Below are 18915 nucleotides of genomic sequence, written 5' to 3' on the forward strand. Positions count from 1 at the left end.
AAGCCCGCTAATAACCCACTGCTGAGAGATAAAAAGAGTAAGTAATAGGGTTTATTTGAAAGATGCTCAAAAATGTTTCTCATTTTGATTGTTGGATTAGGCAGGGCAAAATTAAAAAATAAAATAAATAAGTATGCTTTAATTCAAGGTGGTGCTTTCAAATGTATGATAATTTTATGTGTTTAAAAAAATCCGTTCTCATCGGTACAATCTGTTTCATCAGTGTTCCAAAATAGAACACCGATAATACGGATTTGGCTGATAAACACAGATTTTTATTCAAAAAAACACTTTTCTCATCAAATTGATAACAGTAGATAAAATACCATCATACAATTGGAATCATCACCTAATTCAAAGAATAGACTTTTGCTAAGATAGTAAGTCAATGGCAGAAGTACAGCAAGCGAAAAGAAATATTCATTTCACGGAATTTAATGCAGAAATATATTTGTTATGCAAAAAGTAAGTATTTTTGTAAAAAACAAGCCGTCTTATCGCTTTTGCACAATACAGCAAAAGAGGAAAGTCCGAACAACGCAGCGCACCATACTTCCTAACAGGAAGGCAGCTTGGATAGAGCTGACAGAAAGTGCCACAGAAAATATACCGCCTTTGTCTTAGGACATAGGTAAGGGTGAAAAGGTGCGGTAAGAGCGCACCGCAAGGGCAGTGATGCACTTGGCAAGGTAAACCTTATGGGTTGCAAGACCAAATAAGCCTGCGTTTTTCTTTCTCTTGGGAAAGAAATGAAGGGTTGCGCGTCCAAGTAGGCGGGTAGGTCGCATGAACTTGTCGGCGACGACAAGTCAAGATAAATGATAAGAACTGCATTGCAGTACAGAATTCGGCTTATAGGCTTGTTTTTTTTGAAAAATTTTTTCTCTTTTATTTTTTTAAATGAAAACTTTATTACTTTTGGGTATCTAATACAAAAACCTATCTAAACTGTATTGTAAAAATATATTCTTTAAAACAATGAGCATCAATTACTTAAACTCTATACTTGCTACTGGTAAGAATATAATTTCTGTTTCCTCAGAAGTAGAAAATAAGTCAGTGAATGATGAATTAACAAGTATGCTCACTGACCAACTTCCATTAGCTTTTTTAGAAAATGACCTTATTTTCCCTTCTGAAATACTTAGTGTCATAAATGCAAAAGACGAGGACGATTTTGATGATGAAGACGATTTTGATGATGATTTCGATGACGACTTTGATGACGAAGACTTTGACGATGAGGACTTCGATGACGAAGACTTTGACGATGAGGACTTCGATGACGAGGAGTTTGATGATAGCGATTTTTATGATGATGAGTTTGATGATGACTTCGAGGATGATTTTGAAGAAGAAGAAGAAGATTCTTGGGACGACTCCTTCTAATCTTTCTTAAATATAAAACTATGTTACTTAAAACACAGGGGTTTTCCTTGTGTTTTCTTTTTCATAAGACACTTGCTTTCTAAGTAAAAAATCGACAATCCTTTAAATCGCTCAAAATGTCTGCTCAAAAACCAAGTATTCCCAAAGGAACAAGGGATTTTAACGCTGAGGTATTAGCCAAAAGATATTATATTTTTGATACTATTAAAAAAGTATTTGTCAAATATGGCTTCCAGCCCATAGAAACTCCTACTTTAGAGAACCTCAGCACGCTTATGGGCAAGTATGGAGAGGAAGGAGACCGCTTACTTTTCAAAATCCTCAACTCTGGTGATTTTCTAAAAAATGCCTCTCAGCTCACTGACTATAAAAAATTGACTTATGAAATCTCTGAGAAAGGTTTGCGTTATGACCTGACCGTACCTTTTGCTCGTTATGTAGTTATGCACCAGAACGAGATAGCTTTCCCTTTCAAACGCTATCAAATCCAGCCTGTATGGCGCGGGGATAGCCCTCAGCACGGACGATACCGCGAGTTTTACCAATGTGATGCCGATGTGATAGGCACAAATTCTTTGGTCTGCGAAGCGGAGCTAATACAAATCTATGATGAGGTTTTTGCTAAATTGGGGATTCCCGTTACTATTAAAATCAATAATAGGAAAATATTACAAGGCTTATCAGAAGTAATACAAGCACCTGATAAATTGATAGATATAACTATTGCGATTGATAAGTTAGACAAGATAGCATGGGAAGGAGTAGAAAAAGAATTGGTTGAGAAAGGTCTAAGCGTGCAAGCTTGTGAGAAAATAAAACAATTTATTTCCCTCAATGCTGATGACTTAGAATATTTCTTTGAGGAGAATGAGATAGGGAAAAAAGGAGCAGAAGAAATCAGAACCGTGCTTCACTTGCTTAAAAATATTGAGACGGTCAATCAAATAGAGATAGATTATTCCTTAGCCAGAGGGCTAAATTATTACACAGGCTGTATTCTGGAAGTAAAAGCTAAGAACGTAAAAATGGGAAGCATAGGGGGAGGAGGTCGCTATGATGACCTGACAGGCTTTTTTGGGCTAAAAGGAATGTCAGGGGTAGGTATTTCTTTTGGCGCGGATAGGATATATGATGTGTTAGAGGAATTACAACTTTTCCCTGACCTAAGCGGCAATCAAACCAAAGTCTTAATAGTTACTTTTGACCATGAAAATCTCCTCTATGCCATGCCTATATTGAGAAAAATGAGGGATTTTAACATCCATGCAGAACTCTATCCAGAACCCACGAAAATCAAAAAACAAATGGATTATGCTAACAAACGCCGTATTCCTTATGCTGTACTTATTGGGTCTGAAGAAATGCAAATAGGTAAATTGACTTTTAAGAACATGGTTACAGGAGAGCAAGAAAAGCTATACGCAGAAGAAATCATGCAGAAATTGATGAACTGAACTAATTTTTACTGAAATACAAAAACTTATGAGATGAACCATTGAAAGTCTATATCTCATAAGTTTTTTTTAGAAATAAATAAGCCAAATAGTTTTCTCATTCACACCCAAGGTCATCTATAGTCCATACGCCTTCTATCTCACAAATATCTACGTCTTCTACTATGCATACAGCCCCGTCGGCTGCCACAAATTTAACGTCCCAAATATCACAATCTACAAGCACGGTAATAGATTCATTTGGTTCTAAGACCTCATTTTTCCCTAAAATATCCTTGCCCCAAGTATTTTTGTCCACAGGAGAAAAATAAATATGGTCTATTGCCCATGAACTTTTATTGACAATCTTTATGCGTGATTCATTGTAGTTAGATGATTTTGACGAAGCTAAGCAAACTGCTAAGCACAAAGTAAAAATTAGGAGTAAGGATTTTAAAATATATTTCATAAACGCTTCTTAGATAAAGTAAAACACTAAAACAGTAATTCCTTATTGCTCTTTCCTTTCAACTACATTACTTGAATGATGAAACTTTAAATAGTGAAAATATATTTATAATAAATCAAAATCCATGCTATAATTTGAAACTATGCTATCGGCGATTGTGGCGTCCAATTTTGGAGAACAATTATTCGCATACTTTATTTTAAAAGAAGCATCACGTATATCAAAAAAAGAAAAACCTATTGAAAATCAACAGGCTTTTCTATACCTACCAATAAAAAACGACTATACCAATTGTTTTTCAACTAATTCTTCTAAGTCCGCGTCCGTGATATTTTTCTTACTATCTGCTAAGACCAAAAATCTTTCATAGGCTTCGTTCAACTCTTCTCTACCCAAATTGATACCCAGTTTCTCTAATCGGAAATTTAAGGCGGCTCTTCCGCTTCTTGCCGTCAGTACGATTTGGCTATCCCCCGCACCTACTTCCACGGGGTCTATGATTTCATAATTCTCTCTATTTTTCAGTACCCCGTCTTGGTGGATTCCAGAGGAGTGAGCAAAAGCATTTGCACCTACGATAGCCTTATTAGGCTGTACGGGCATGCGCATAGTACGGGAAACTATTTTGCTAATAGGATTTAAGTGCTGGGTATTGATGTTGGTTTGAAGGTTTAAATATGGATGGGTTTTTAGCACCATGACCACCTCCTCCAAGGAGGTATTTCCTGCTCTTTCACCTATGCCGTTAATCGTACACTCTACCTGTCTTGCCCCATTCATTAGCCCATAGACAGAATTTGCCGTTGCTAAGCCTAAGTCATTATGGCAATGCACAGAGATAATGGCTTTATCTATGTTTTTTACGTTTTCTTTCAGATATTTAATTTTTTCTCCGTACTCATGCGGCAAGCAATAGCCCGTAGTGTCAGGTATATTGACTACTGTAGCTCCTGCTGCTATCACCAATTCTATCATTTGTGCTAAAAATACTACGTCTGCTCGTCCTGCGTCTTCCGCATAAAACTCTACATCTTCTACTAAAGATTTGGCAAATTTTACGGCTCGCTGTGCCTGTTCCAAAATCTGCTCGCGTGTACTCCTGAACTTATGCTGAATATGAAAGTCAGATGCTCCCAAACCTGTATGAATACGCTTGCGTTTGGCATATACCAAGGCATCTGCTGCTGTTTGAATATCTTTTTCTACTGCTCGACTCAGACCACAAATAACAGGTTCTTTCACTACTTTGGAAATCTCTTGGACAGACCGAAAATCGGCAGGGCTGGAAATAGGAAAACCTGCCTCTATGATGTCCACTCCTAAGTACTCTAACTCTTTGGCTAATTCAATTTTTTCTTCTGTGTTCAACTGACAACCTGGGACTTGCTCGCCATCTCTCAAGGTAGTATCAAAAACATAAACTTTGTTATCCATATTTTTATTTTGAAGTTTTTTTCACTCAGCGATTTGATGTAGATTTGCTAACTATGCGTAAAAATAATGACTGATAGTCTAAAAAATAAATAATAGTCAAAAAAAATAAAAAATTTCTTAATTAGAACTCAAAACAAAATGAAAACCATGATTACCTTAAATAGTTATCTCCTTGATTATCAAGCTATCTCCTATTTTTACTTCTCCTAATGTTACAGGAAGCACATTTTGTCCGAAAAGAATTTTATTGCCTGATTTTCGGTAACTTGCCAAAGTTCGCAAGGGTTCTTTGCTATCGATTTCTCCTTTCTCAGGATTGACCGTAGTCAATACGCACCTCGCACAAGGTTTAACACCCAAAAAATCCACTGAGCCAATAGAAAATCTTTTCCAAGTTTCCTCTTCGTAAGGTAAACCTCCCTCAAAAACAAAATTAGGTCGGAATCGCCTCATTTCCACAGGGTATTCTAATCTACTATTCAAATCATCTAAGGAACTCTGCCCAATAATTAGGAAGGGATACCCATCAGCAAAACTCACGATTTCTCCTTTGAAAGCATAGTCTTGGTCAACTAAGCGTTTTTCATCTTCTGCCATTTTTACTAAGCGACAATCTACCCCTAAGGCTTCACTAAACCATTCGTCAGCCTCTTGGCTAACAGGATTTGCCTTGCAAGTATCTTCCCAAATAGTAACATTTATTTCCTTATTTTCAACAAGTTGAAAAGGAAGTTTGAATATTTCTTGTGGATAGTTTTTGTGTACAAATAACAAATTTTCTTTTTCTAAGGCTACCTGTATCAGTGCCATTCGCGGGTTTTCTCTTTGGGTGAGAAATCTGTTATCTTTGTCTATCAAGAGCCATCTGCGGTCATGTTGCAACCCTCGTTGCTCTACTTTGGCAGCGGGCAATGCCATGCCTCCCAAAGACTTGACAGGATAAATGCAAATATGAGAAAGTGTATATATATTTTTCATTATGCAAGTTTGTCTTAAAATCTGCTTACCTTCGTTTTGTTTAAAAAAGTAGAATCGTATAAAGCTATTCTACAAAATTGGCAAAAACAATACATATATGCAATTCAATCCACTGCAATACTTAAAAAAGCGACTTTTTCCCTTCATCAAAGACCTTGTCAATGAGTTTTTGAAGGATGATTGCTTCACCATGAGTGCGGCATTAGCCTATTACACTACCTTTTCTCTTGCACCTATGCTAATTATTTTAATTGCTATTGCAGGCTTTTTTCTTGAAAAACAGACTATTAGAAAACATATTTACGATTATGTTGCCGAACTTACTACTGATTTGAAAGCGGCAGATTTAATTCAAAGTTTATTGGACAACTTTTCTTTTAGTACACACGGCATTACGGTAACTATCGTTAGTGCTGTTACGGTACTGATAGGAGCAACTACGGTTTTTGCAGTCTTACACAACTCTCTCAACAAAGTTTGGGATGTAAGCGAAAGTAAAAGAAAGGGCTTTTGGAGTTTGGTAATACAGAGGCTGATTAGTCTGCTTGCTATTTTTCTTATGGGAATTTTACTCATTGCGACTTTAATAGTAAACGCTGTCTTAAACTCTCTTTACGATTTTATCATAGAGTTTATTTATTTTCCTAAGATTGTCGTTGAGCTTTTCAACGGGCTAATACCCATTTTGGTATTATTTCTATTTTTTGTAATGGTTTTCAAACTTTTGTCTGATGCCCAGCCACAGTGGAAGTATGTACTTTGGGGGTCTTTACTCACTACACTCCTACTCATGGTAGGTCGTTGGCTCATTAGTTTGTATCTATCAAGTACTTCCGTTGGCTCGGTTTATGGTACTGCGGCTTCTTTGGCGACTCTACTGATTTGGGTATATTATTCTTCACTTATGGTATTTATAGGAGCAGAATTTATAAAAGTGTATGCTAAGCATAGGGGAGAAAAATTGGGTGTAGAAGAAGATTAACAAGTTATTTGTCTTAGAGTTCAAAAGAAAAGCCTTTTGCCTCCAATTCCTTGTACTTTATCTTATCAAATTTGTACAGTTTGGCGGCGCGGTGCGATACGCCTTTTTGTCTTTCTGGAAGTTCAACTAACAGTCCCATGCTAAGTATTTTTTTGCGGAAATTGCGTTTATCCAATTCTTTATCTAAGATAAGTTCATATAGCTTTTGTAGCTGGCTAAGGGTAAATTTTTCTGGAAGCAGTTCAAACCCAATAGGCTGATAACGCACTTTGCCTTTTAAACGATTAAAAGCTACTTCAAAAATCTTGGCATGGTCAAAAGCCAAAGGAGGTAGATGGTTTACTTGGAACCACTCTGCGCGTTTGGCATCGGAGGAGGCATGCACTTGGTTGGTAAAATCACTTAGCTTTACTAAGGCATAATAGGCTACGCTTACCACTCGCCCTCTTGGGTCGCGGTTTACATCGCTAAAAGTATAGAGCTGCTCCATATACATATTTTGTATGCCTGTTTCTTCTTGGAGTTCTCTTTTTGCCGCTTCCTCTGTAGTCTCGTCCATATCTACGAACCCACCGGGGAAAGCCCAATAACCTGCATAGGGGTCATGAGCGCGTTCTATCAACAATACTTTTAGCTCGTCATCATTTAAACCAAAAATGACACAGTCCACCGAGAGTGCAGGGCGAGGGTATTCGTAAGTGTACATGCCAATAAGTAATAAATTTTAGTGATAAATTTTTAGTGTTATTTTTACACTAAGCTATCTTGTTTTTTTGGATTTTACAAAATTTTCATCAAAAATATCTTTTATTTTTTCTTCTTTATCTCCATATAGTCCAAAGTCAAGTTGCACAAGGCTTTTACGCCAAGCAACATTCCACTTTCATCTATATAAAAATCAGGTGTATGATGTGGGGCGACCTCTTCTGGATTTTTTCCTTTGGGCATACCTCCTAAGAAGAAGAATAAAGCAGGTATTTTCTGGGCATAAAAAGAAAAATCCTCAGCCCCTGTTACGGCTTTTTGTAAAGATACGTTGCTTTTCCCTGCTACTGCCTCCAAAGTAGGCACCATCATTTCTGTAAGTGTAGGGTCGTTGTAGGTAACAGGATTCCCTCTCTGGATTTTTACTTCGGCAGATGCTCCTGCACTTTCAGCTATTTTTTGCGCAGTGAGTTCTATTTTTTGATGAATTTGGTTTTGGGTTTCATTGTTGAGGGTACGGATAGTACCTTCCATTTCTACACTTTCAGGAATGATATTATTACGAACTCCACCGTGGATAGCCCCCACAGAAATGACTGCGGCATCTTCTGTCAGAGGGGTTTGACGACTAATAATAGTTTGTAAGCCATTGATTATCTGTGCAGAAACCACTACTGGGTCTATGCCTGCCCATGGGCTTGCTCCATGAGTTTGTTTACCTTTGACCTTGATAGTAAATCGGTCGGAAGCTGCCATAGTACCCTCTGGACGGTAACGAATCTTGCCTACTTCGGTCATAGAGTTGATGTGCAGACCAAAGATGACATCTACTTTGGGGTTTTCCAATACGCCTTCTTGCACCATGAGGCTTGCTCCTCCCTCTTCGCCTTCAGGTGCGCCTTCTTCTGCTGGTTGGAAAATAAACTTGACTGAGCCTGTAAGTTCACTTTTGAGTGAGGTCAAAATTTCTGCCACTCCCATCAAAATTGCTACATGTGTATCATGCCCGCAAGCATGCATTACTCCTACATTTTGCCCGTTATAAGTGGATTTTTCTTTGGAGGCAAAAGGCAAATCTACACGCTCAACTACGGGCAGTGCGTCCATATCTGCCCTCAAAGCCACCACGGGACCAGGCTTGCCACTTTCCAAAAGGGCTACAACTCCTGTTTTTGCAACATTGGTTTGGACTTTCAAACCCAAATTTCTCAGATGTTCAGCTACTTTTTCTGCGGTCTTAAACTCGCGATTAGAAAGTTCAGGAAACTGATGAAAATGCCTACGCCACTGAATGACTTTGGGTTCTATTTCCTGAGCCATCACTTCTATACGCTTGGAGAGTTTGTTTTTCTGTGCATAAGTAGGGGAAGAGCCTACAAGTGCCACAGTTAGAACTAAGAAAAGGTATTTCATAGATTTAATAGTTTGATGTTGATAAATTGGTAATCAAAAAGATACAAGTTTTAAGTCCTTAGTTAAAGCTAAATACTGATTTGCCTATCAAAGATAAAGAATAAACTATCAAAATAAAACAAAAGCAAACATTCCTCTTTATTTGGGAATGTTTGCCTTTAATGTAATAGCTACAAGTTATTTATTAGCAGTCAATTAGCTACCTTTTTTCCCACTTTTTTGCTTAGATTTCATCTCCTCATAAGCTTTATTTTGCTCAGCATTTAAAATCTTTTTTACATTTTCATCTAATTTATCTTCTATGCCATCTGCATCAAAGCTTTTGATTTCTTCTTGTTCTTTACTGATTTCTTCTTGCATCTTAGTCAGCTCTTCTTTCATTTTTTCTATTTCTGCGTTTTCTTTGTTTTTAGCTTCTTCTATCTTCTTAGCCTCTTCTTCATCTGCTACCTCTTTAGGAGAACCGTACTTTTCATTGAAAGCAGCAATTCTTGCGTTCAAGACATCTGCTTTAGCTTTTGCGTCAGCTGCCATTTTGATAAGCCCTGCTTTTTTATCATTAAAGGCTTGAATAGCAGCATAGTATTCTGTATATGCTTCTAAAAGACTTTTTTTCTGTGCAGCACTTACGACTGCTTTAGGGTCTGGTGTTTTCTTTTCAGCGATGGCTTTGTTCTTAATAGTAGCATCTATAAATTTTGCTACGCTCTCACTTTTTGTTTTTGCCTTTGCTTCTGGCGTTTGAGTTTGTCCAAAGCTAAAACCAACCATCAATAATGTCATTAGGGTACTTAACAAGATTCTTTTTGCCATAGGAATTGTTGTGAATTTGGTGAATAAATAATTTCTACTCGATTTTGATATTACCTAATTCTACAAAAATAGAAATTTGGTAAAAACAAATCGTTAAAACAGCAAATATTAACATTTTTTTAAACTTTTCGCTGTTTTCTTACAAAAGCATTTACAAAATCAAGACCTATTTGGAAAGTTTTAACAATTTTCAACTGAATAAAATGTTAATGTCCAACAAAAAGTTTTATAAAATACATCATGCTTAACTTTGCATAGCAATACATTTATACAAAACATTGAAATAATTGCGATATATAAGCCCTGTTGTATAATTTAGTATAAAATATAGGCATCAAAATTTTCTTTTGATTTCTTTCTCAAACTTTTGCAAGACAATGAAAATAAAAAAATTAGCCTTCTTTCTATCAATCTTACTTTGGTGGTATTTTCCTCTCTATGCTCAACTTGGCGGAAAACAACATTTTAGCTTTTTACACCTTGCTTCTAATGCCCGTATTTTAGGTTTAGGGGGCGTGAACTTAACGGCTGATGCCAAAGATTTAGGTATGTTTTGGGCTAATCCCTCTCTGGTAGATACGGCACATGCAACTAACTTACAACTCAACTTTTTTACGCTTAATGCTGGCAGCACCTACTCTACGCTGGCTTTCCAGAAAAATCTCTCTGCTACTCGCTTCTTGCGTCTTGGGGTTCAGTATCTTGGCTATGGTAGCTTTGACGGATTTGACCCCGCAGGGAGCAGCACAGGCTCTTTCTCAGCAGGAGATTACGCATTGACGATTTCCTACGCACACCGTATCACTCCTTTTACGCTTGGAACAAATCTCAAATTGGTTGGCTCGTCTATCGCCAATTTCTCCTCTTTCGGAATGTTAATAGATATAGCTGGGGCATTTATACACCCTGAAAAAGATTTTAAGCTTGCCCTTGCTATCAAGAATATAGGCTTCGCACTAAGTAATTATACTGACCTCTCCCAATTTTCTATGCCTTTTGATGCTCAAATAGGCTTTTCTTATCGCCCAGAGCAGATGCCCATGCGCTTTTCTTTGACTACTCATCAACTTTTCCCTGTAGCAGATATAGTTTACAATGACCCTAATAGGAAAGGGCTTATCGATGCACTTGGCAATGAAGTAAAGCAAAGTGTAAGCCTGTTTGATAAAATTAGTAGGCGGGTGGTGATAGGCACAGAGCTGCTTTTTAGCCAAAACTTCAATATTAGGTTGGGATACAATTTCCTAAGAAGGAGCGAACTTAGCGTAGAGATGAGGCGTGCCTTAGTAGGCTTATCATTTGGCTTTATGCTGAGAGTAAAAAATATAGAAATAGCTTACAGTCGTAGTATTCAGCACTTGTCTGGGGGCATCAACTGCTTTGCGGTCAGCCTGAATACGCATAGCTTAGCAGGGAAAAAAAAGAAGGTTGTGGAATGAAACATATATAGTATTTGCCAATAAATTTTTCATATACAAAGAAAAATTTTTATCTTGGTCAAAATTTGATAGTAGATATGAATGAACTCCATGACCTCGAGTTTGCCTCTAATCGTAGGCACTTCCTCTCCAAACTAAGTTTAGGCATAGGTAGCGTAGGATTGGCTTCCTTGCTTACTCCTTCTGCCCTTTTTGGTAAAAATACTACTCCTCAGCCACTCATGGAAGGTGGTGCATTAGGCAAGCCTCATTTTGTTCCCAAAGCAAAAAGAGTTATTTATTTGCACCAAAGCGGCGCACCCTCGCAAATAGATTTATTCGATTACAAGCCCACTTTAACCAAAATGTTTGGGCAGGAACTTCCTGAATCTGTGCGTAATGGTCAGCGTCTAACAGGTATGACTGCTGGTCAGGTTTCTTTTCCTCTCGCTCCTTCATTTTATTCTTTTAAGCAATACGGGCAAAGTGGCGCATGGCTGAGCGAAATCTTGCCACATCTATCTACCGTAGCAGATGAGTTGTGCTTTATTAAATCTATGCACACGGAAGCTATCAATCACGACCCAGCTATTACCTTTATCCAAACAGGTTCTCAGCAGCCAGGACGTCCAAGCATAGGAGCATGGCTAAGCTATGGCTTAGGCTCTGATAATCACAATCTTCCTGCCTTTTGTGTTTTACTTTCCAAAGGTACAGGCAATACCGGCGACCAGCCTCTTTATTCTCGCTTGTGGGGAAATGGTTTTCTTCCTTCTCTACATCAAGGAGTACAGTTCAGAGCTGGGAAAGACCCAGTGCTGTACCTGAACAACCCCGAGGGCATGACGCAGATGACGCGCCGCAATATGCTTGACCACCTCAAACAGCTGCAAGAAATGCAATTAGAAACATTTGGCGACCCTGAAATCATTACACGCATCGCCCAGTATGAAATGGCATACCGAATGCAAACCTCTATTCCTGAAACTGTGGACTTATCCAAAGAGCCAGAGTACATCTTTGAGATGTACGGACCTGATTCGCGAAAAGCAGGAACTTATGCCGCCAACTGCCTATTAGCAAGACGATTAGCAGAGAGAGATGTAAAGTTCATTCAACTTTACCATACAGGATGGGACCAGCATGGGGATTGCGTAAACCAAATCAAAAGACAAGCAAGGGACATAGACCAACCTACTGCCGCTCTTATCAAAGACCTAAAAATGAGAGGCTTACTTGATGATACACTCATCATTTGGGGGGGAGAGTTTGGCAGAACCAATTATTCGCAAGGCAAACTCACCAAAGAGAACTATGGCAGAGACCACCACCCTCGTTGTTTTACTATATTCTTAGCAGGAGCAGGGGTAAAAAAAGGATTTACCTATGGGGAAACTGATGAGTTTTCCTATAACATAGCCAAAGACCCAGTGCATGTGCATGACCTTCAAGCCACTCTTTTGTACCTTTTAGGTATTGACCATGAGCAACTGATTTTTAAGCATCAAGGACGCAGATATAGACTTACTGACGTACACGGGAAGGTAGTCAAAGGTATTTTAGCCTAAAATACAGAAATGATTTAATTTTTTTAATTGTTAAAATAATAAAAATGAGCAACTCATGAACAGTTTTTTTGTTATTTAGGCTAATAGCTAATAATGAAAATGCCATTGCATCTGCCAAAATCTTTTCTTTTATTTGTTTGCTTTATCTTTGGGAATAGTTATTTTTTACTTTCCCAAGAGAAAAAAACTTTTTGGCAAAAATACAATCCTGAAGCCTTAGCCAACCGCAGATTAAGTTTTGTCCCTGTGCCTGTTATCCAAAGCAGCCCTGAAACAGGATTGAGAGGGGGGATTACTTTGGATTATTTTTTTAATACCGATGAAGGGAAAGAATCTCCTGACTCCCTTAAAACACGCGATTCCTTTGCATGGATTCAAGCCCTCTATAGCACGCGTAGGCAGTTGGTCATCGAACCTTTTTGGCAGATTTTCACCAAAGACGAGCAGTGGTTTTTGCGAGGAAGAGGTGGATATTTGGATTTCTATGAACGTTTTTGGGGCATAGGTAATGAAACCCTCCCAAGAAAAGAATATGCAGATATTTTTTATGCTCGCTACTATTTCCAAGGCAGAGTCTTAAAGAAAGTACATAATCGTTTTTTTGCAGGATTGAACTATAACTATAGCCATATCAAAGACATAGAACTTGTAGGGGCAAGTCCTACACTTTTTGGCGAGGCTGTAGGTACAGTCGGCAGCATTGTGTCTGGTATTGGCACAACCCTAAGTTTTGACTATCGCGACAATCCTTTTAGTCCCGTTAAAGGGTGGTTTTTAGATATTTCTACCACTTATTATAGTCGTAAGTTGGGTAGCTCTTTTCGGTATAAAGAGTTTCAACTTGATTTCCGCAAGTATTTTAGGATAGGTAAAAAAGACTTTTTAGGATTCCAAACCCTTGTGCATAAAACAGATGGAGATGTACCACTGCTCGAGCTTCCTCGCTTAGGAAGCCCTAACATCATGCGGGGGTATTTTACAGGAAGGTATCGCGATGAGCAGTACTTTGCCAGCCAAATAGAATATAGGAAGCCCTTTGGAAAACTTTTGGTAGGGGCTGTTTTTGCCTCTGCGGGTGCAGTAGGTACAGAACTTCATAAGATTAAAGCATCAGATTTACGCTATACTTATGGTACAGGTCTGAGAGTATTGGTAAATAAAGCCAAAACTTTGTATGCCCGCCTTGACTTTGCAGTAAGTACCGAAGGAGATAGCGGTTTCTACTTGCGATTTGCTGATGCTTTCTAAAATATAACAAAAGTATTGCACTTTTAGCACAAACTGTAAATTTATACTAATTTGGGGAGTCGAATACCAAACTTTTCATTTGCTCATGGAAAATTACATAGATATTCCCCAAGCCATCAGACAAGGCGAAGAACTGAATATAGAAAATCTTAGGTTATTTTTACAGAAAGAAATTCCTGATTTACAAGGCGAAATCCAACTCTCCCAATTTCCTTCAGGCTTTTCTAATTTGACCTATTTGCTTAGTATTGGAGATAAAGAATATGTCCTTCGCCGTCCTCCCTTCGGGGCAAATATTAAATCTGCCCATGACATGTCGCGAGAATATCATATCTTAGGCAGCATCGCTCCCGCTTATCCCAAAGTTCCTAAGCCCTTGCTTTACAGTGATGATACAAGTATTATTGGAGCAGAGTTTTATATCATGGAAAGAGTAAAAGGAATTATCCTCAGACAGAAGCCTCCTAAAGACCTTGTGCTTACACCTGATATGATGCAAGCTATTTCAATTTCTGTTATTGATAATCTGGCAGACTTACACCTGATTGATATTCAAAAACATCAATTAATACATTTGGGAAAACCCGAGGGGTACGTAAAAAGACAAGTGGAAGGCTGGATAGAAAGATACAAAAAAGCAGAAACCGACCTCATAGTCACCATGAACAATACAGCTAACTGGCTGTTGGCTAATATGCCTGTGGATAATGCGCCAGCCTTGATTCACAATGACTATAAATATGACAACGTAGTACTCAATCCTCAAAAACTCGATGAGATTATTGCTGTATTGGACTGGGAAATGGCAACTATCGGCGACCCCCTTATGGATTTAGGCACTACGCTTGGATATTGGGCAGAGGAAACCGACCCTGAGGTCTTAAAAGGTTTTTCGCTTACCTGCTTAGCTGGCAACCTGAATAGAAAAAAAATTGTGGAAAGATATGCAGAAAAGACAGGACAAAATTCTGCGGATTTATTGGAAAAAATTGTTTTTTACTATGCTTTTGGCTGTTTTAAAATAGGTGTAATCGTGCAACAAATTTATGCACGTTATAAAAAAGGCTTTACCCAAGATAAACGATTTGCTAACTTGATTTACTTAGTGCATGCTTGCGGACAATGTGCAGATAAGGCAATCAAAACGGGGAAAATTTAGTAAATTAGCCAATAATTTAGCGAGATGACAAAGACAAGTGTAAGCAATATTGATGTTTGGAAATTTGAAGTAAAAAAAACGCATACAGAGCGAGTATCAGATTTATTGGCTATTGAGGAGCCTTTGGAAATCAAGTTGCTTTACTATAACAATTTGGAAATGACAGAGCAGAGCATAGCAGTTACTATGCGTACTCCTCCTCACGATTTTGAACTTGTCTTAGGATTTCTCTTGACAGAAGGCATTATCAAAAACTTTTCTGATGTCAAAAAGATTAGATACTGTAATGCAAATGGGAAGCAAGATACAAAGGATAACATAGTAAAAGTAGAACTGCAAGCAGAGGTAAACGTAGAGTTGGCTCGCTTACAAAGAAATTTTTACACTACCTCAAGTTGTGGCATTTGTGGGAAAAGCTCTATAGAGAACATTCAACAAACACTTTGTTATGAGTTGCCTCCTCAAGTCCCTATTTTTCATGCCAAAACAATTCTTGGGCTGAGCCAAAAAATCAAAAATGCTCAGACTAATTTTAAATATACAGGAGGTGTACATGCTTCTGCTTTGTTTGATGAAAAAGGAGAATTGATAATGATTAGAGAAGATGTAGGCAGACATAATGCCTTAGATAAGGTAATTGGAGCTATGCTTGCCCGAGAAGAACTCCCATTGAGCGATTATTTACTTTGGGTAAGTGGGAGAATAAGTTTTGAATTGGTGCAGAAAGCACTCATGGCAGGTATTGCTTGTTTGGTGGCGGTAGGAGCGCCCTCGAGTTTGGCAGTAGATATGGCGAGAGCATCAGGCATGACCTTAGTAGGTTTTACAAAAGAAGACAGGTTCAATATTTATAGCGGACAAGAAAGAATTACTTTTTAAAAAATGCACAGAGTTTCTTTTATTTGGGGAAGCAGTTTGTGGTTATTGCTAAGTATCATAGGCATCATAGCAGGCTTAATTTTCTCTATTTTAGGTCTTTCTATTATCCTAAAAGGAGATACAAAGACAGGAAGCATTGTAGGTTCACTTTTTGGCTTGCTTCCATTATCTTTAAGCATTTGGCTGATAACAAGGATATTAAAAGATGCACAAGAAAGTAAATTGAGAGCAATAGAAAGAAATATTATTGGCATAGCTATCCAACATGGAGGGAAAACTACTCCTTTGGAAGTAACTTTAAAACTTGCTCTCTCCATAGAAGAAGCCCAAAAAGAACTTGATTTACTTACCAGTAAAGATATATTTGAATTGGAGGTAAGCGAAGAAGGTCGGTTAGTATATCGTTTGAAAGAAACGCTTTTAGGAGAAAATGAAAGGACATAATAGAAAAGCAACAGTGCTAAGCCAAATAAATTTTGCTTTTCATCATAAATATTTATTCTTTTTGTAATTTTGTTGCAACATAGTAAAGTCAAAATTGACAAAGCACTCCTACAACAGTATCAATCTACCTTAGCTTTTTGAATCATTTAATCTCACAACATATCCCAATATGAGTATGAAGCATTTTTATTCCCTTTTTAAAACGTATGCACTGATAATGGTGGTGATTAGCACTATGGCTGTGAGTGCATTGGCACAGAGCGAAAATACAGATAAGTCCTATTTTAGGCAGTTAGGGCAGGAACTCCCTACGCCTAACAACTATCGTACAGGCTCAGGGGCGCCTGGACACGAGTACTGGCAACAGCGAGCAGACTACGACATCAAAGTAGAACTTGATGACGAGAAACAGCGCATTACAGGGGCAGAAACCGTTACTTATTTCAATAATTCTCCAGACCCTCTGAACTATATTTGGTTGCAGCTTGACCAAAATATTTTGGACAAAGAATCTGATTATTACAAAACTCAAACAGGTTCTGGGCGACGCGGAGGAGTAAGCCAATTGACTGATAAAATTACAACCAGCCAAATCAAAGCCTTAGCAGACCGCAGTTTTGACGGTGGGCATAAAATCCAATATGTAAGAGATGTAGCTGGTAATCCCTTGAAATACACCATAGTAAAGACAATGATGCGTATAGACCTTCCTAAACCTCTACGCAAAGGAGAAAAATTTGTGTTCAATGTGGGTTGGTACTATAATGTGAATGACCGCTTGAATCCTGCATTGGCGGCAGGGAGCAGAGGCGGTTGCGAGTTTTTCCCTGAAGATGGAAATTGGCTCTATTCTATTACGCAGTGGTTTCCAAGAATGGCAGTTTACGATGATTACAACGGATGGAATCACAAACAATTCTTAGGGCAAGGTGAATTTTCTTTGACTTTTGGAAATTATAAAGTAGCGATTACTGTACCTTCTGACCACATAGTAGGAGCAACAGGGGTACTGCAAAACCCTCAACAAGTGCTTACTGCCGAGCAACAAAGACGCTTTAACGAGGCTAAAACAGCAAAAAAACCTGTGGTAATAGTTACTCAAGCAGAAGCGATTGAAAAAGAGAAAACAAAGGCAAAAGATAAGAAAACTTGGATTTACCAAGCTGAGAACGTAAGAGATTTTGCTTTTACAAGTTCCCGTAAGTTCATTTGGGACGCAATGGGCGTAAATATCGGTGGGAAAACTGTGATGGCAATGTCTTACTATCCCAAAGAAGCAAATCCGCTATATGGTCAATATTCTACCGAAGCGGTAGCACACACATTGAGAGTTTATTCCAAATATACTTTTGACTATCCTTACCCTGTGGCTATTTCAGTAGAGGCTTCTAATGGCATGGAGTACCCCATGATTTGCTTTAATTATGGTCGTCCTGAAAAAGACGGAACTTACTCAGATAGAATCAAGTACGGTGCTATTTCTGTAATTATTCACGAAGTTGGTCATAATTTTTTCCCTATGATTGTAAACTCTGACGAAAGGAATTGGACTTGGATGGACGAGGGGCTAAATACTTTCCTCCAATTTTTAGCAGAACAGGAATGGGATAGAAACTATCCTTCGCAAAGAGGTTTCCCTAAAAATATTGTAGACTACATGAAATCTGACCAATCTGAATTAGAGCCAATCATGACCAATTCGGAGTCAGTAAAGCAGTTAGGACCTAATGCCTATGCCAAACCTGCTACTGCCTTAAATATTCTAAGAGAAACTATTTTGGGTCGTGAACTTTTTGACCACGCCTTCAAAGAATATTCCAGAAGGTGGATGTTTAAGCACCCCAACCCTGCTGACTTTTTCCGCACTATGGAAGATGCTTCAGGCATAGACTTGGATTGGTTCTGGAGAGGGTGGTTTTTCACTACTGACCCTGTAGATATTTCCATCGATAGGGTAGTAGAAGGTGTTTTTGATACTAAAAACCCAGAAATAGAAAAAGCAAGATTGCGTGCAGAGCGTGCCTCTAAACCTGAGGAGTTGGGCATACAACGCAATAGAAAAGATGTTCCTCAAACTGCGGTAGAAGCAAATCCCGATTTGTTGGATTTTTACAATAGCTATGACCCCTTAGCAGTTACCGAAGCGGACAAAAAAGCCTACCAAGCCTATATCGCTTCGCTTTCTCCAGAAGATAAAAAATGGTTAGAATCACAAAAGTATTTCTACCAAGTAGATTTTTCTAATGTAGGCGGGTTGGTAATGCCCCTGATTGTAGAGTTTGAATATGAGGACGGTACAAAAGACGTAGAAAGAATCCCTGCGGAGATTTGGAGAATTGATAATAAAAAAGTAAGTAAGATTTTTGTAAAAGACAAAAAGGTCAAATCTTTTACACTTGACCCTTACTCCGAAACTGCTGACATAGACATCAGCAACAACTACTTCCCAAGACGTTCACAACCTACTCGTTTTGAATTGATTAAACAAAATTCGTACATGAGAGGCGTAGGTGGAGCAAATCCTATGCAACAACAAAAACAAGAGAAAAAGACAAGTGGAGGCGGTAATTAACAAAAAAGGGG

16 protein-coding genes and 1 other RNA gene are annotated in these 18915 nt (G+C 38.3%); 11 read left to right on the forward strand and 6 right to left on the reverse strand.

The window, feature by feature from the left end:
• Window positions 1-481 precede the first annotated feature (481 nt).
• The 3 genes from rnpB to hisS all read left to right on the forward strand — a co-directional run bounded on the left by rnpB (window position 482) and on the right by hisS (window position 2843).
• An RNA gene (gene rnpB, locus BM141_RS13900) (RNase P RNA component class A) lies at window positions 482-871 on the forward strand.
• A 107-nt stretch (window positions 872-978) separates the two neighbouring features.
• Complete coding sequence (locus BM141_RS22990; RefSeq protein ID WP_091546687.1) at window positions 979-1389, forward strand: hypothetical protein; 411 nt, start codon at window positions 979-981, stop codon at window positions 1387-1389.
• Window positions 1390-1505: 116 nt separating this feature from the next.
• Window positions 1506-2843, forward strand: coding sequence for a histidine--tRNA ligase (gene hisS / locus BM141_RS13910; protein WP_091546691.1), 1338 nt, complete (start codon window positions 1506-1508; stop codon window positions 2841-2843).
• 97 nt (window positions 2844-2940) lie between these two features.
• On the opposite strand, the gene BM141_RS13915 is transcribed toward hisS, so the two are convergent.
• The 3 genes from BM141_RS13915 to BM141_RS13925 all read right to left on the reverse strand — a co-directional run bounded on the left by BM141_RS13915 (window position 2941) and on the right by BM141_RS13925 (window position 5703).
• Window positions 2941-3291 (reverse strand): hypothetical protein, encoded by a 351-nt coding sequence (locus BM141_RS13915; protein WP_091546694.1) that lies wholly within the window; start codon window positions 3289-3291, stop codon window positions 2941-2943.
• Window positions 3292-3573: 282 nt separating this feature from the next.
• Window positions 3574-4725, reverse strand: coding sequence for a 2-isopropylmalate synthase (locus tag BM141_RS13920; protein WP_091546696.1), 1152 nt, complete (start codon window positions 4723-4725; stop codon window positions 3574-3576).
• A gap of 156 nt (window positions 4726-4881) precedes the next feature.
• On the reverse strand, window positions 4882-5703 hold the full coding sequence (locus tag BM141_RS13925; RefSeq protein WP_091546699.1) for an MOSC domain-containing protein: 822 nt from the start codon (window positions 5701-5703) through the stop codon (window positions 4882-4884).
• Between the two features lie 97 nt (window positions 5704-5800).
• On the opposite strand from BM141_RS13925, the gene BM141_RS13930 reads away from it, so the two are divergent.
• Entirely contained in the window at window positions 5801-6685 is an 885-nt protein-coding gene (locus BM141_RS13930; protein ID WP_091546702.1) for a YihY/virulence factor BrkB family protein, read from the forward strand.
• Between the two features lie 13 nt (window positions 6686-6698).
• Here the strand turns inward: BM141_RS13930 and BM141_RS13935 are convergent, their stop codons facing one another.
• The 3 genes from BM141_RS13935 to BM141_RS13945 form a co-directional block, all read right to left on the reverse strand.
• Window positions 6699-7391, reverse strand: coding sequence for an NUDIX hydrolase (locus BM141_RS13935; RefSeq protein ID WP_091546704.1), 693 nt, complete (start codon window positions 7389-7391; stop codon window positions 6699-6701).
• 101 nt (window positions 7392-7492) lie between these two features.
• Window positions 7493-8803 carry an amidohydrolase gene (locus tag BM141_RS13940; protein WP_091546707.1) on the reverse strand — a complete coding sequence of 437 codons (1311 nt, stop codon included), beginning with the start codon at window positions 8801-8803 and terminating at the stop codon, window positions 7493-7495.
• A gap of 195 nt (window positions 8804-8998) precedes the next feature.
• On the reverse strand, window positions 8999-9616 hold the full coding sequence (locus BM141_RS13945; protein WP_143090935.1) for a hypothetical protein: 618 nt from the start codon (window positions 9614-9616) through the stop codon (window positions 8999-9001).
• Window positions 9617-9993: 377 nt separating this feature from the next.
• Between BM141_RS13945 and porQ the strand changes: the two genes are divergently transcribed.
• The 7 genes from porQ to BM141_RS13980 all read left to right on the forward strand — a co-directional run bounded on the left by porQ (window position 9994) and on the right by BM141_RS13980 (window position 18904).
• Window positions 9994-11055, forward strand: coding sequence for a type IX secretion system protein PorQ (gene porQ, locus BM141_RS13950; protein ID WP_091546712.1), 1062 nt, complete (start codon window positions 9994-9996; stop codon window positions 11053-11055).
• A 77-nt stretch (window positions 11056-11132) separates the two neighbouring features.
• Entirely contained in the window at window positions 11133-12602 is a 1470-nt protein-coding gene (locus tag BM141_RS13955) for a DUF1501 domain-containing protein (RefSeq protein WP_091546910.1), read from the forward strand.
• 93 nt (window positions 12603-12695) lie between these two features.
• Window positions 12696-13850 (forward strand): BamA/TamA family outer membrane protein, encoded by a 1155-nt coding sequence (locus BM141_RS13960; protein ID WP_091546716.1) that lies wholly within the window; start codon window positions 12696-12698, stop codon window positions 13848-13850.
• A gap of 85 nt (window positions 13851-13935) precedes the next feature.
• The gene (locus BM141_RS13965; protein WP_091546719.1) at window positions 13936-15009 is read left to right on the forward strand and encodes a phosphotransferase family protein; all 1074 of its coding nucleotides are present in this window, start codon (window positions 13936-13938) and stop codon (window positions 15007-15009) included.
• Window positions 15010-15033: 24 nt separating this feature from the next.
• Complete coding sequence (fdhD, locus tag BM141_RS13970) at window positions 15034-15888, forward strand: formate dehydrogenase accessory sulfurtransferase FdhD (protein WP_091546720.1); 855 nt, start codon at window positions 15034-15036, stop codon at window positions 15886-15888.
• Window positions 15889-15891: 3 nt separating this feature from the next.
• Complete coding sequence (locus tag BM141_RS13975; protein WP_091546723.1) at window positions 15892-16332, forward strand: hypothetical protein; 441 nt, start codon at window positions 15892-15894, stop codon at window positions 16330-16332.
• 175 nt (window positions 16333-16507) lie between these two features.
• Entirely contained in the window at window positions 16508-18904 is a 2397-nt protein-coding gene (locus BM141_RS13980; RefSeq protein ID WP_394331686.1) for a M1 family metallopeptidase, read from the forward strand.
• The last annotated feature ends 11 nt before the right edge of the window (window positions 18905-18915 follow it).

Source organism: Thermoflexibacter ruber (assembly GCF_900113045.1).
GTDB classification, from domain to species: Bacteria; Bacteroidota; Bacteroidia; order Cytophagales; family Thermoflexibacteraceae; genus Thermoflexibacter; species Thermoflexibacter ruber.

What these genes read in the sequence shown, in the direction of transcription:
- BM141_RS22990 (WP_091546687.1), top strand. Translation starts at nt 979, where the DNA reads ATGAGCATCAATTACTTAAACTCTATACTTGCTACTGGTAAGAATATA.
- hisS (WP_091546691.1), top strand. Translation starts at nt 1,506, where the DNA reads ATGTCTGCTCAAAAACCAAGTATTCCCAAAGGAACAAGGGATTTTAAC.
- BM141_RS13915 (WP_091546694.1), bottom strand. Translation starts at nt 3,291, where the DNA reads ATGAAATATATTTTAAAATCCTTACTCCTAATTTTTACTTTGTGCTTA.
- BM141_RS13920 (WP_091546696.1), bottom strand. Translation starts at nt 4,725, where the DNA reads ATGGATAACAAAGTTTATGTTTTTGATACTACCTTGAGAGATGGCGAG.
- BM141_RS13925 (WP_091546699.1), bottom strand. Translation starts at nt 5,703, where the DNA reads ATGAAAAATATATATACACTTTCTCATATTTGCATTTATCCTGTCAAG.
- BM141_RS13930 (WP_091546702.1), top strand. Translation starts at nt 5,801, where the DNA reads ATGCAATTCAATCCACTGCAATACTTAAAAAAGCGACTTTTTCCCTTC.
- BM141_RS13935 (WP_091546704.1), bottom strand. Translation starts at nt 7,391, where the DNA reads ATGTACACTTACGAATACCCTCGCCCTGCACTCTCGGTGGACTGTGTC.
- BM141_RS13940 (WP_091546707.1), bottom strand. Translation starts at nt 8,803, where the DNA reads ATGAAATACCTTTTCTTAGTTCTAACTGTGGCACTTGTAGGCTCTTCC.
- BM141_RS13945 (WP_143090935.1), bottom strand. Translation starts at nt 9,616, where the DNA reads ATGGCAAAAAGAATCTTGTTAAGTACCCTAATGACATTATTGATGGTT.
- porQ (WP_091546712.1), top strand. Translation starts at nt 9,994, where the DNA reads ATGAAAATAAAAAAATTAGCCTTCTTTCTATCAATCTTACTTTGGTGG.
- BM141_RS13955 (WP_091546910.1), top strand. Translation starts at nt 11,133, where the DNA reads ATGAATGAACTCCATGACCTCGAGTTTGCCTCTAATCGTAGGCACTTC.
- BM141_RS13960 (WP_091546716.1), top strand. Translation starts at nt 12,696, where the DNA reads ATGAAAATGCCATTGCATCTGCCAAAATCTTTTCTTTTATTTGTTTGC.
- BM141_RS13965 (WP_091546719.1), top strand. Translation starts at nt 13,936, where the DNA reads ATGGAAAATTACATAGATATTCCCCAAGCCATCAGACAAGGCGAAGAA.
- fdhD (WP_091546720.1), top strand. Translation starts at nt 15,034, where the DNA reads ATGACAAAGACAAGTGTAAGCAATATTGATGTTTGGAAATTTGAAGTA.
- BM141_RS13975 (WP_091546723.1), top strand. Translation starts at nt 15,892, where the DNA reads ATGCACAGAGTTTCTTTTATTTGGGGAAGCAGTTTGTGGTTATTGCTA.
- BM141_RS13980 (WP_394331686.1), top strand. Translation starts at nt 16,508, where the DNA reads ATGAAGCATTTTTATTCCCTTTTTAAAACGTATGCACTGATAATGGTG.